The organism is Tsukamurella paurometabola (assembly GCF_900631615.1).
Classification (GTDB): domain Bacteria; phylum Actinomycetota; class Actinomycetes; order Mycobacteriales; family Mycobacteriaceae; genus Tsukamurella; species Tsukamurella paurometabola_A.
In genome coordinates, this window is record NZ_LR131273.1 from 1,558,514 (window position 1) to 1,570,830 (window position 12,317).

Consider the following 12,317-nt stretch of genomic DNA (forward strand, 5'->3'; position numbering starts at 1 on the left):
TGGTACTGATCCGAGTAGTCGCCACCGGTCTCGAGCGAGCGAACGCTATGATCTGAGCGTCGCCAGTGGGATCGTACGTGAGCCTCGCCGGGTACGCCCGCGAACCCACAGTCGAGAGTCGGATTCGGCGGCATCGGAGGGATGGAATGACGGACGACGACCAGATGAGTGACCGGATGAACGCGCTGATCAGCTTCGCCGAGGCGCGGGACGGGCGTCGCTATAGCACCAAGTACATCGCGGAGAGGGCGACTGAGCTCGGGTATCGGATGTCGGCGAGCAATCTCTCGCACATCAGGGTCGGCCGCATCAAGAATCCGACCTTCCGAGCGATCGAGGGTGTCGCCGCCGTCCTCGACGTCGATCTCCGTGAGTTCGGTGCGCTCCCTCGTTCGACGACCGCTGACGCGCTCGAGGTTTCGTTTCGAGGTGTCGATGTTTCCGAGCTGAACGAGCTGGGTAGGGAGGCCATTGAATCGGTGATTCGTTCGGTCGTGCGCGATCTGGCCTCGCGGCCCGAGTTCCGCAGTCGCCCGCTGGAATAGCCGACGTCCTCCGCTGCCGTTCTGGCAGGTCGCCTCTCGATGGCACCTCGCGAGCAACTTCGTTGCCCGGCGGCCCGCCGACGGTTGACATGTCGGATGTGTCGTGGTTCTCTGCGCTATATGAAAAGTTCGGCTAAGCAGCTTTTCGGTCGATCCACTCCTCCAGGGATTGCGCACCCCCGCCTTGAAGCCCAGTACCTGGCCGAGCTCTATTGCGCGCCGCTCGCGTCCCAGTGGACGGTTGAGGGCTGCTGTGCGACGGCTGCGCAGCGGTGTGGCATCGATATCCACATCGAAGCCGTTTCGCAGAGGCCCTTCCCGACCGGAATGGCGATCCGACACGGTGGTCGCGGAGCGATCCTGGTCCGCGACGATGTTTTCGGTGTCCATCGGGACCATGTGATTCTGCACGAGCTCTGCCACCTGCTCTGTGGCCACGGAGAGGATGTTCGCGGCTGCTCTGGTAGGGCCTCGTCTCCGCCGGCCGGAGCCGCCGAAGAACTGGCCGAGGTGTTCGCCACTGAGGTTCTCCGATGGGTCGAGCGCACCGCGGCGCGACCCCGGGCCGAGGCGGAAGTCTACGACTTCTTCTGCAGGTGACCGTCGGATGACACTTGTCGAATCGGCGCGGGTCGTGATTCTCATCGTGGCGACCAGCGCAGTGGTCCTGCGTCTTTTAGCAGCTCGAGAGTCACGTTCCCACGCAGCGTGGTTCGTGCTCCTGCCCTTCGTCGTCGGTGCGGGCTCACTGCAGTTGTTGAACTGGACCGCCGATGTGGCCCCCGGAACCGGAGTACCAACTGGAGACGTCGCACAGCTCGTGGTCGCCTGGGCCGCATCATTCGATGTGGCAGCAGCGGCATGGTTCGCAGCATCCACCGCTCGAATAGGGCGAAACGAGCCCGTCGCACGGAAGCGGATCTTTCTGTCCCTACCGATCCTCGTCGGCCTGATGCTGACGACGGCCTTCCTCGCGACACCGACGAACCAGCGTTTCGTCGCTCCCGCACAAGGAACATGGTGGTGGTACGCGGGGACCTGGACGATCTACGTCGGAGTGCTATCCGCGGTCTCGGTGGTCTTCGTGATCGAAGGGGTGGCTCAACTGCCCCGCTGGAGTGTGGTGCGGTGCGGCCTGGTCATGATCGGCGCGGGTTGCTTCATGGAGTTGCTCGCCATCATTGCACGTGGTGCCCGCTGGCTCGGGAGCCCGACCCCAGCGTTGGTGGAAGTGGGCTTCTGGACCTCTGCTGCGCGATTCGTGTTGGTCGGTGCGGGGTGGACCCTCGTCGCAGTGCTCCCCCTGTTCGCCTCAGTGGTCGCCAGGAGGCGGCACCGACGTCTGCAGAAACTCGCGCTGGAGGTGACCATCGGGTCGCTGCCTCCGCGTCCCGGAGCGCAACACACGGCGTGGGGACAACTGCACGAGCGCGTCATCATGATCAACGACCAGTTGATCGCCATCCGCGACGCTCCCGATCAGGCGACGACTAGGCAGCGGGTCCTCGCACACCATTTTCATGGATCCGACGCCACGGATCCGTGTTCCTTGGCTCGCGGGTATCACCGCTTCGTTCAGCGGCACGGCACAGCGAACGCGGTCGACGTCCAAGGCCTGCCGGCATCGCGCGATGCCGTGCTCAACGGGCAATGAGGTCGGAGTGGGTGCTGAGGATACTGACCGCAACACGGCGCGGGTGGTTGGTGCCGGTGAGAGGCGGTCCTCTCGTCCTGCCTACGGCAGGTGCCGTTCGGCGAAGGCCACCAGCGCGTCCTCGGTGCCCGCGTAGGGCTCACCGTCGCGGGGCCAGTGCACGATCACGTCGGTGAAGCCGAGTTCCGCGGCGCGGCCCACCGCATCGTCGGCCGCGGCGGCGGAGCTCAGGGAGTACGTGCCGCCCGAGTCGATCGAGAGGTAGCGGTCGACGGCGTCGTAGTCCCGGCCCGCCTCCGCCAGCGCGTCATCGAGCCGCTTCGTCAGGTCCGCGACGCGGGACCACCAGGCCTCGCCGCCGTCACCGTCGGGTCCGGTGGTGGCCCAGCCCTGCCCGAGTTCGGCGACGAGGCGCACCCCCTTCGGGCCGTTGGCCGCGAGCACGAACGGCATGCGCGGCGCCTGCGCCGGCTCGCCGACCATGCGCGCGTCGACGGCGCGGTACCGCGGACCGTCGAACGAGATGGGCCCGTCCTGCTCGAAGCGCAGCAGCACATCGAGATCGCGGGTGAACTCGACGAACCGGTCGTGCCGCTCGCGGGGGGTGAGCTCGGGCTGTCCGAGGACGAAGGCGTCGAAGCCGGTGCCGCCGGAGCCGATCCCCAGGAGCAGCCGGCCGCCCGCTATCTCGTCGACCCCCGCGAGGTCCTTCGCGAAGGGCACGGGATGCCGGTAGTTGGGCGACGTGACGAAGGTGCCGAGCCGGATCCGCTCGGTGGCGGTGGCGGCGGCCGTGAGCAGCGGGACCGTCGCGCCCCAGGGCTGATCGGCGAGCGTGCGCCAGGACAGGTGGTCGTACGTCCACGCGTGATCGAAGCCGAGCTCCTCCGCCGTGCGCCAGCGCCGGCGCGCCTCGGGCCACGGGTACTGGGGCAGGATCACCACTCCGAATCGCACGAACCCACCCTACGACTCGTGACCGGGACGCACGACCTCGCGCGTTCGACTCGTGTGATCGAGCACTTGGACCTAGTGTTTTCACGTTCGGCCTCACCGGCCACGTCCTTGAGAAGGGATACAACCCATGTCCACACCGGCACCCGCTGCGTCGAAATCCGGCGTCCGCGAGTTCACCACCCGCGCCGTCGTCCTCGGCGGCATCATCACGCTCGTCTTCACCGCCGCCAACGCGTACCTGGGCCTGAAGGTCGGCCTGACGTTCGCCACCTCGATCCCCGCGGCCGTGATCTCGATGGCGCTGCTGCGCTACTTCGCGAACCATTCGATCGTCGAGAACAACATCGTCCAGACGATCGCCTCGGCCGCGGGCACCCTCTCGGCCATCGTCTTCATCCTCCCCGGCCTCGTGATGGTCGGCTGGTGGGCCGACTTCCCGTACTGGACGACCACCCTGGTCTGCCTGGTGGGCGGCGTGCTCGGCGTCATGTACTCGATTCCGCTCCGGCGCGCACTCGTCACGGGCTCGGACCTGCCGTTCCCCGAGGGCGTTGCCGCGGCCGAGGTGCTCAAGGTCGGCGACACCGCGGAGGGCGCCAGCGAGAACAAGCGCGGCCTGCGCCTCATCATCCTGGGCTCGCTGGCCTCCGCCGGCTACGCCCTGCTCGCCAAGATGAAGATCGTTGCCGAGGGCCTGTCGACCACGCTGCGGATCGGCAACGGCGGCACCCTGTTCGTCCCGGGCCTGTCCTTCGCCCTCATCGGCGTCGGCCACCTCGTGGGCCTCACCGTCGGCTTCGCGATGATCGTCGGTCTCGTCATCTCCTACTTCGTGCTCCTGCCGATGTGGACCGCGGGCGACCTGCCGGAGACCGGGAGCATCACCAAGGTCATCTCGACCGCGTTCAGCACCGAGGTCCGACTCATCGGCGCCGGCGCGATCGCCGTGGCCGCGGTGTGGACCCTGATCAAGATCCTCGGCCCGGTGCTGCGCGGTATCGCCGACTCGATCGCCTCGTCCCGCAAGCGCCGCGAGGGCGAGCTCGTCGACATCACCGAGCGCGACATGCCCTTCCCGTACGTGGCGGGCATCGTCGTCGCCTCGCTCGTGCCGATCGGCGTGCTGCTGTGGTCCTTCACCAGCGGCACCGCGCTCGAGGGCCAGGCCGGCGGCATCATCACGCTGAGCATCGTCTACATCCTGGTCCTCGGCCTCGTGGTCGCGTCCGTCTGCGGCTACATGGCCGGCCTGATCGGCGCCTCCAACAGCCCCGTCTCCGGTGTCGGCATCCTGGTCGTGCTGTCCGCGGCGCTCCTGATCCGCGCGGTCTGGGGTCCGTCGGCCGGCGACACCGCCACCGCGCTCGTGGCCTACACGCTGTTCACCGCCGCGATCATCTTCAGCATCGCCACCATCTCCAACGACAACCTGCAGGACCTCAAGACGGGTCAGCTCGTCGGGGCGACGCCGTGGAAGCAGCAGGTGGCGCTCGTGATCGGTGTCGCCTTCGGCTCCGCGATCATCCCGCCGGTGCTCGACCTGCTGCAGAGCGGCTTCGGCTTCGCCGGGGCGCCCGGTGCGGGCGACAACGCCCTCTCGGCGCCCCAGGCCTCGCTGCTGGCGAGCCTGTCCAAGGGCGTCTTCGGCGGTGACCTCGACTGGGGCCTCATCGGCCTCGGTGTGATCATCGGCGCCGTCGTCATCGTCATCGACGAGGTGCTCTCCCGCACCTCGAAGTTCCGGCTGCCGCCGCTGGCCGTGGGTATGGGCATGTACCTGCCGATGAGCGTGACGCTGATGATCCCCGTCGGCGCCGTGCTCGGGTTCTTCTACAACCGGTGGGCGGACGGCTCGGCCACCGGAGAGGTGGCCGAGGGGCGCAAGCGGCTCGGCACGCTGCTGGCGACCGGCCTCATCGTGGGCGAGTCGCTGTTCGGCGTGATCTACGCGGGCATCGTCGTCGCCACCGACAAGGACGAGCCGCTCGCGCTGCCGTTCATCGAGGAGAGCTGGCTGCACTGGGGCGAGGCGCTGGGCGTCGTCGTGTTCGCCGTGGTCTGCGCCGCGCTGTACCTGCGCACCAAGAAGATCGCCGCGGAACCCGCGTAGTCACCGCGGTTCCCACCTGTGCCGGATGGTGCCCGCTCAGCGGGCACCGTCCGGCACACGTGCTCAGCCCACGAACGGCGCGAGCTGCGGGATCGCGTCGCGCGGCGTCTTGGCGTTGATGCACTCGCCGATCGCCTGCAGCTTCCACTCGCCGCCCTGGCGGGCGATCGTGCACATCACGATGCCCGTGTACGGCATGCCGCCGGCGAGCGCGAAGCGGGCCAGCTCCGCCCCCGTGGTCGAATCCACGAGCCGGCAGTACGCGTTGTCCACCTGGTCGAAGCGCTGGCCCTGGTACGAGCTCACGATGAACACGAGCGAGGTCACCTGCGCGGACACGGCCGGCAGGTTCACGTTGACCACCTCGTCGTCGCCATCGCCCGCGCCCGTGAGGTTGTCGCCCAGGTGCTGGATCGAGCCGTCCTTCGACTGCAGCTGGCCGAAGTAGACCACGTCCACCGGCTGCTGCCCCGCGAACAGCACCACCGACGCGTCGAGGTCGATGTCCTTGGCCTTCGAGCCGAACAGGCCCTGCTTGCGCACCGGGTCCCAGCCGAGTCCCATGGCGATCCGCGTGAGCTGGACGCCGCCGTCCTTGCGCAGCACCACCTTCTGGCCCTTGGTCAGGTCCACGCGCTTGTTCTTGGTGAGGCTGATCTCGCCCGATCCCGGTGCCGGCTGCTGGCCGGCGAGCTGCGCCGTCGGCGTGAACGGCTGCTGCGCCGGTGGCTGCTGGGGCGGGTTCGGCTGCGGCGCGGAGGTGTTGAAGTAGTCGATCGGGGCGCTGCCCGCCGGGGCCGACGGTGCCGTCCCGCTCGCGAAGTAGTCGATCGGACGGCTCGACGGCGCGGGCGGCTGGTTCTGCGCGGGCGCGGGCGGGACCGGGGTCGACGGTGCGGTCGGCGCCTGCGGGGGTGCCGGGGGCGGCGGGGTGGCCGCCGCGGGCGGTGCGGCGGGGGCGTCGTCGACGCTGACGCCGTGGTCGCGCACCAGGTCGGCGAAGCCGCCCGCGTAACCCTGGCCGACGGCGCGCACCTTCCAATCGGCGCCGCGCCGGTAGATCTCCACCGCGATCACCACGGACTCGCTGCTGAGGCCCTCGATCGGGTACTCGTACAGCGGGGTGCCGGCACCGTCGGCGACCCGGGCCACGGGCGCACCGAACCGGCCGAACGACGCCGACGCGTCGTCGAGCGTGATCGCCACGCGCACCTGCGCGATGTCGGCGGGCACGCCGGCCCCGTCGATGCGCAGCGCGCCGTTCGTGAGGGTCACGCCCGGACCGGACGGCTGGTTGAAGAAGACGAAATCGGCGTCGGAGCGGACCTTCCCCGCCTCGGTCACCAACAGGGCGGAGACGTCGGCCGGCGCCGGCAGCTCGACGGTGACGGTGACCGGCCCGGCGGGCAGCGGCCCGTTCTGGCCCTTGGACAGTGCGGTCATCGGATCTCCTTGATCGGATCGGGGTCGGGAACTGCGGTGGCGGCGCGGTCGGCGAGCCACGCAACGATCTCGGCGCCGGCGTCGATGCCGCGCCCGGAGGTGAGAGTGAGGTGCGGCAACGCGAAACCGAGCTCCTCGAGCTCGCCGTGCCGGGGGCGGATCGCGGCATCGGCGGCCTCCAGCAGGTCGGCGTCGAGAGCGCCGTCGCCCGCTGCGAGCCAGGGCGCGCCGGGATCCAGCACACCGTACGCTTCGAGGCGCCGCCGGACCTCGCGGGCCGCACGGGATTTGGTCACCGGCTCGGGGATCGTGTAGAGCTTGCGGCCCTGCTGCGAGATGCTCCAGCCCAGCGCGGCGCAGTGTGCGCGCCACTCCTCGACCACCTCGGCGGGGATCCGCACCTCGGAGACCACGTATGCGAACAGGCCCGGCACCAGCCGCAGGCGGGCGCCCCACTCCGGCGCGAGGCGGGCCTCCAGCTGCGCCGCGATCCGGTCGAGGTCCGCGGGCAGCGCCGCGAGCGATGCACGGATGTGCTCCCGCCACTGCGCATCCGGCGCACCGTCGACGAGGATCTCGCCGCCGTTGGAGCAGATCGCGAAGCGGAACGGCGCGCTCGGGAGCCGCACGCGCAGGTACTGCTCGGGGGTGCGGGTCGTGGTGGGCACCACCGGCGTCGCGGCGGCGAGGGCGGCGAGGCCGGCGTGCGCCCCCGGCGTCATGTAGGACAGCGGTGCGTCGCGGTAGATCTCGACGCACACCGGATCGGCGGTCGCGAAGGCCGGGCCGGCGGCGGCCTCCGAGTAGATGAGGGTGCGGTCGAGATCGCTGGTGACGAACGCGGTCACGAGTCCTCCTTGATGAGGCCGATGCACGCGTAGGCCAGGCCGGGCACGACCGCCACCGGCACGCCGCGCTCGTCCGCGAGACGGCGGATGTGCAGGTGATCGGGATCGTCGGGGTCGCGCAGCAGCACGCGCCAGGGGACGCGGCGCAGGAGCACCCGTGTGGTCTCGCCGATCCCCGGCTTCACCAGGTTCGCGGTCGAGACGCCGTACTCCGCACGCACCCGCTCCACCGATGCCCAGCCGGACCAGTCCGGCTCGCGCGCGCCGGGATCGTCGGCGAGGCGGGCGGCCTCGGCGCGTGCCGCCGGTGCGGCACCGTCGAAGGCGGCGGTCACGGTGTCGAGGAGCAGGCCCGAGACGTCGTACGGCGCGAGCTCGGCGTAGAACTTGGCGCCGTGGAAGTCCCCGGGCCCGATCAGGTCCGCGTTGAGCACGGTGCGCGAGACCAGGCCGGAGACCGTCGAATTGAGGCACGCGGAGGCGATGAGGAAGTCGTCGCGCGTGCCGAACGTGCGCACGCAGTGGCCGGGATCCGCGAGCACCGCGAGGTCGGGGTTCATCCGGACGCCGGTGGCGGCGGCGTACTCGTCGAGGGCCGCCGCGAGCTCGCGGGTGATGGCGCCCTTGCCCGTCCAGCCGTCGACGAACGCGATCGACGCCGGATCGTGCCGGGCCACCAGGTGATCGAGGGCGACGTGGTCGATGCCGCGCCCGCGCACGATGGAGACGGCGTAGTGCGGCAGCGCGACCCCGTGGAACCGATCGGCCCAGCGGCGCATCAGGATCCCGATGGGCGTGCCTGCGCGGGCCAGCGAGACCAGTACCGGCGCGTGTGCGCGCTCGGCGAGCAGCAGTTCCGTCACGGTGCCCACGGCCTCGGCGAGCCGCGGCGCGGAGCCGGCGAGCGCCGCGTCGAACAGGGCCCGGTACTCGGCGCTCGGCTGGTACTCGACGGGCAGCGACTCGGCGTAGTGCGCCTCGCCCGACTGGATCCGCCGCTCGCGCACGGCGATGTCGGCCTCCAGCGGCACCGCCGAGAGGTCCTTGAGCAGCCACGTCACCTCGTCGGGGGCGTACGAGCCGAACGCCGGCCCGCGCAGCGGGGGCGTCGTCGCCGTCATCGGGCGGCCCCGGTACGGGCCGCGGCGAGGACGGCCTGGTCCGAGGCCGGCACGATCACCGTGAGCACGTCGTGCCCCGCGACGGTGAGCACGTCGAGCAGACCGCCGGGGGCGCGCAGCCGGCCGGTGTCGGCGGGCGCGTCGGCGACCAGGACGATGCGTGCATCCTCTCCGGGCCACGCGGCGTTGTAGAGGTACCGGCGCGGTGCCTCCGCGTCCGGCTCGGGCGCGAGGAACTCGAAACCGCGCCGCAACGGGTAGCCGGCCTCGTCCCGGACCAGGGCCGGGGACCGGGTGGTGGTCTGGAACCGCACCCGGAAACCACGGCGTGCCAGCGCCTCCGCCGTGCAGAGCGGCAGGTACATCAGCTCCTCATGGCCCACCACGATCACCGGCCGATCATCGAGCTCGGCGGCGAGGGCGTCCGCGAGCCGTCCGGCGGCCTCCTCGAGCCGCGGCTGATCGGCGGCGAGGACGCCGTGCCGGCCCCCGTCGGGCACGTCCGGCGGCCACGCCGCCGCGAACTCCCGGGCCGTCCCGGGACGGGACGCCCGCGGGTTCGACGGCGTCGCCGGCAGCTCCGCCACGCGGGCCGGAAGACCGTCGGGCAGGTCGACGGTGCCGCGCGCGAGCGCGACGAAGGAGATGTCGAGCCCCGCCGCGGCGGCGGTGCGCTCGGTGTCCGCGACATGGGCCGGCGAGCGCATGTCGACGAGCGAGGCCACGATGTACCGGCGGTGCGGGGCGAGGTCGTGCAGCGCGCGGATGGAGTCGAGGGCCGTGGCGCCCGTGGAGATCTCGTCATCGACGAGGACCAGGGTGTCGGCCGCCGAGAGCAGGCCGGGCGAGCTGGGCTGCAGCAGGTGGGATGTGGCGTGCGAGTGCCCCTCCGTGAACTCGCCGTACACCCGGGCCCCGGGGCGGCGCGTGGACTGGAGGTACACCGCCGCGCGCAGCCGCGCCGCGACGCAGTGCCCCAGGCCCGTCGCCGTCTCGGCGAACCCGAAGACGACGCACGGCTCGCCGGCGAGCTCCGCGGCGACCCGGTCGGCCAGCCGATCCGCGGCGGAGCGGACGTGCGCCGGATCCGCGGGAATGTGTTTGCCCAGGACCGTCGAGACCAACAGGTGCGCGCGCCGCGGATTGCGGCGCAGGCCGGGAACGATCAGGTCGGCGAGCTCGGCATCGCCGTGCACACGCATACCGAGAGCGGCGCACAGCCCGGTCTGCGGCGGCCCGGCCGCACCCGCGCGTGTCCCTGCGGTCGTGGGCGCCATCATCGTCCTTCCACCAGCGCGGTCAGCAGGTCGACGAAGCCGACCTCCGGCCGGGTGACGCCGAAGACGTCCGCGCGGATCAGTGTCTGCCGTGCCCAATTGCGGTGCGGCTTCATCTCGTTCATCTTGTTCCGGTAACTGGATGCCTCCACGCCGCCCGTATCGCCGTCGATGATCGCGAGGGCGTCCTCGTACTCCTCGTGGGTCACCGCCGAGAGCGCGTGCACGGCCGCCACGTGGGAGGGATGGATCACCGTCTTGCCGTGCAGGCCGTTCGCCCGGTCCAGCGCGGTCTCGCGGAGCAGCCCGTCGAGATCGCGACCGACGAGCTGCTCGCGGAACCGCGCGGCGTGGTTGCGCTCGAACGGCGTGGCACGCAGCAGCGGCCGGAACATGCGCTCGTGGTCGGCGAAGTACTCCCACACCGGGCCGGTCACCACGAAACCCGACCCGTCGGACCGCCCGAGGCGGCCCACGATCGCGGAGATGGTCTCCGCCACGACGTGCACGTCGTAGATCGTCAGGTCACGGTCGCGCCGGATGCCGAACAGCGCGGACATGTCCGTCGCGCCGATCCGCACCGCGAGCACCCGGTCCCGGTGCGCGCGCAGCACCTCGGCGATCGCGGACAGCGCCGCGTCGCGCGACTCGCGGTAGACGACCTCCGGCGTCTCGAGGACGGGCATCGCGTACAGGGCCTGCGAGGGTGCGCGGTCCGCGATCGCGGCGAGCGCCTCCCCACCGGTCGCGGCGGTGAACTTCGGCAGGACGACGCCCGTGAGCGCGCGGGCACCCTCGCCCAATCGGTCCAGGAGCGCGGCGGTGTCCGCCGTGGTGCGCGGCCGGATGAACAGCAGCGGCAGCGCATCCGGGTCGGCGGCGAGCTCCACCAACGCGGCCGTCGCGGCGTCGACGGCGCGGTCGACGGCATCGTCGGCGACGGCGTCCTCGAGGTCGATGACCATCGAGAGCACCCCCTCGTCGCGGCGCCGGCGGATGGTCGCGGCCAGCTCCGCGCGCGTCGCGGGAACGTACAGGGTGGCGCCGAGGGCGTGCGCGAGATGCTCGCGCGGCGTGGCCCGGCCGAAGGCGCGCGGCGCGCGGTGGAACAGGCGGGCGCGCACCTCGCCGGGCAACTGGGCGAAATGGTGCAGCGCGCCGCTCACGCGCGGCCCCGCATCCGGTCGACGGCGTCGGTGATCATGCGATCGATGTCGGCCAGGGTCTGCAGGTACTGCCAGTAGTCGGGGTGGACACGGTCGAGGTCCGCGATCGCCCGCTCGATCCGGGCGTGCTGCGCGTCGAGCACGGAGCCCCAGCGGTGCACCTGCTGCTTCTGCACCGCCAGGTGCTGCGCGTCCCGGAGCGCGAAGCGGGTGCGCTCGGCCACCGCGGCGGGATCGGCCTTGGCGGAGCGCAGCGTGCGGAGCCGCTCACCGACGGCGTTCACCGCCGCGTCGGCCGTGTCGAGGTGGTCGCGGGCGATGCCCACCTCCTCGAGCGCGAGGTCGGGCGTGCCCTCGCGGAGCCGCGTCGCCGCCGTCGCGAGCGCTGCCTCCGCCGCGGCGGACTCGCGTTCCGCGACCTTGTCGTTGTCGACGAGGTCGGCGGAACAGGCCGCGTTGAACTCGCGCAGCAGCGCCGAGCGGGTGTCGGCGAGGTCGTCGGCGCGGTTCCGGACGGCCTGCAGGCGGGTCCCCGCGGCCGCGAGCGAGCGCTGGGCGTCGTCGCCGATCCGGGGCGCGGCCTCCACCGCCGCCGTGAGCTCGGCCGCCTTCTCCTGGACCGTTCGCGCCGCCGCGTCCCGGGCCACGAGGTCCGGCGCGGTGTCCAGGTGCCGGACGGCCTCGACGAGGGCGTCGGTCGCCCGGACGACCGGGCGCAGGGTCAGGTAGGGCGCGGTCGACGGTGCCGCGAGGAGGTCGGTGGCGCGCTCGGCGGCCACCCGGGCCGCCTGTTCCTGCGCCGCCGAACTCGCCCGCGCGCCCCGGGCGTTGGTGAGGGCGCGGTCGTGGTCGGCGCGGAACCGGTCCAGCACCGAGACCAGGTCGGCGAGCTCGCGGGCGGCGGCCGCGCGGTCCTGCGGCGTGGGCGGCCGGGTGCCGGACTGGCTGCCGCTGGCCCAGAGGTACCGCTCGGTGGCGCCGCCGAAGCGGTCCCGGAGGGTGGGCCACTGCTGCACCGCAGGCGCGGTGGGGTTCTGCGCCGAGAGGGTGCGCACGTCCTCATCGAGGGCGCTGAAGCGCCGGTCGGCTTCCAGGAAGGCGCTGGTCAGCCCGGTGTCGGTGCCGCCCGCCGGCCCGTTCGGCGGGGAACCCGCGGGTTCCCCGCCGAACAGCCTGCGGAACGGATTCGATGCCAC

Annotated in this window: 10 protein-coding genes; 3 read left to right on the top strand and 7 right to left on the bottom strand. The window is 71.6% G+C overall.

The window, feature by feature from the left end:
- Nucleotides 1–146 precede the first annotated feature (146 nt).
- Together ELY19_RS07710 and ELY19_RS07715 are read left to right on the top strand one after the other, a co-directional pair.
- Entirely contained in the window at nucleotides 147–545 is a 399-nt protein-coding gene (locus tag ELY19_RS07710) for a hypothetical protein (RefSeq protein WP_126195703.1), read from the top strand.
- Nucleotides 546–1,179: 634 nt separating this feature from the next.
- Nucleotides 1,180–2,199 carry a hypothetical protein gene (locus ELY19_RS07715; protein WP_126195704.1) on the top strand — a complete coding sequence of 340 codons (1,020 nt, stop codon included), beginning with the start codon at nucleotides 1,180–1,182 and terminating at the stop codon, nucleotides 2,197–2,199.
- Nucleotides 2,200–2,280: 81 nt separating this feature from the next.
- Here ELY19_RS07715 and ELY19_RS07720 read toward each other — a convergent pair whose 3' ends face one another.
- Nucleotides 2,281–3,156, bottom strand: a complete 876-nt coding sequence (locus ELY19_RS07720; RefSeq protein ID WP_126195705.1) for an LLM class flavin-dependent oxidoreductase — start codon at nucleotides 3,154–3,156, stop codon at nucleotides 2,281–2,283.
- A gap of 127 nt (nucleotides 3,157–3,283) precedes the next feature.
- On the opposite strand from ELY19_RS07720, the gene ELY19_RS07725 reads away from it, so the two are divergent.
- Nucleotides 3,284–5,266, top strand: coding sequence for an OPT family oligopeptide transporter (locus ELY19_RS07725; protein ID WP_126195706.1), 1,983 nt, complete (start codon nucleotides 3,284–3,286; stop codon nucleotides 5,264–5,266).
- A 63-nt stretch (nucleotides 5,267–5,329) separates the two neighbouring features.
- Here ELY19_RS07725 and ELY19_RS07730 read toward each other — a convergent pair whose 3' ends face one another.
- Genes ELY19_RS07730 through ELY19_RS07755 form a run of 6 tightly spaced genes read right to left on the bottom strand, consistent with a single transcriptional unit; the run spans nucleotide 5,330 to nucleotide 12,317 of the window.
- Entirely contained in the window at nucleotides 5,330–6,709 is a 1,380-nt protein-coding gene (locus ELY19_RS07730) for a TerD family protein (protein WP_126195707.1), read from the bottom strand.
- Nucleotides 6,706–7,557 (bottom strand): HAD family hydrolase, encoded by an 852-nt coding sequence (locus tag ELY19_RS07735; RefSeq protein ID WP_126195708.1) that lies wholly within the window; start codon nucleotides 7,555–7,557, stop codon nucleotides 6,706–6,708. The genes ELY19_RS07730 and ELY19_RS07735 overlap by 4 nt, the downstream gene beginning before the upstream one ends.
- Nucleotides 7,554–8,678: a cysteine protease StiP family protein gene (locus tag ELY19_RS07740; RefSeq protein ID WP_126195709.1), complete on the bottom strand. Its 1,125-nt coding sequence runs from the start codon at nucleotides 8,676–8,678 to the stop codon at nucleotides 7,554–7,556. The genes ELY19_RS07735 and ELY19_RS07740 overlap by 4 nt, the downstream gene beginning before the upstream one ends.
- Complete coding sequence (locus tag ELY19_RS07745) at nucleotides 8,675–9,958, bottom strand: phosphoribosyltransferase family protein (protein ID WP_420031197.1); 1,284 nt, start codon at nucleotides 9,956–9,958, stop codon at nucleotides 8,675–8,677. Before ELY19_RS07745 ends, ELY19_RS07740 begins: the two co-directional genes overlap by 4 nt.
- On the bottom strand, nucleotides 9,955–11,109 hold the full coding sequence (locus tag ELY19_RS07750) for an HpcH/HpaI aldolase/citrate lyase family protein (RefSeq protein ID WP_126198747.1): 1,155 nt from the start codon (nucleotides 11,107–11,109) through the stop codon (nucleotides 9,955–9,957). The genes ELY19_RS07745 and ELY19_RS07750 overlap by 4 nt, the downstream gene beginning before the upstream one ends.
- Before the next feature lie 8 nt (nucleotides 11,110–11,117).
- Nucleotides 11,118–12,317 (bottom strand): hypothetical protein, encoded by a 1,200-nt coding sequence (locus tag ELY19_RS07755; protein ID WP_126195710.1) that lies wholly within the window; start codon nucleotides 12,315–12,317, stop codon nucleotides 11,118–11,120.

Bases quoted from the DNA above. Each gene is read 5' to 3' on its own strand.
- ELY19_RS07710 (WP_126195703.1), top strand. From the start codon at position 147: ATGACGGACGACGACCAGATGAGTGACCGGATGAACGCGCTGATCAGC.
- ELY19_RS07725 (WP_126195706.1), top strand. From the start codon at position 3,284: ATGTCCACACCGGCACCCGCTGCGTCGAAATCCGGCGTCCGCGAGTTC.
- ELY19_RS07730 (WP_126195707.1), bottom strand. From the start codon at position 6,709: ATGACCGCACTGTCCAAGGGCCAGAACGGGCCGCTGCCCGCCGGGCCG.
- ELY19_RS07740 (WP_126195709.1), bottom strand. From the start codon at position 8,678: ATGACGGCGACGACGCCCCCGCTGCGCGGGCCGGCGTTCGGCTCGTAC.
- ELY19_RS07745 (WP_420031197.1), bottom strand. From the start codon at position 9,958: ATGATGGCGCCCACGACCGCAGGGACACGCGCGGGTGCGGCCGGGCCG.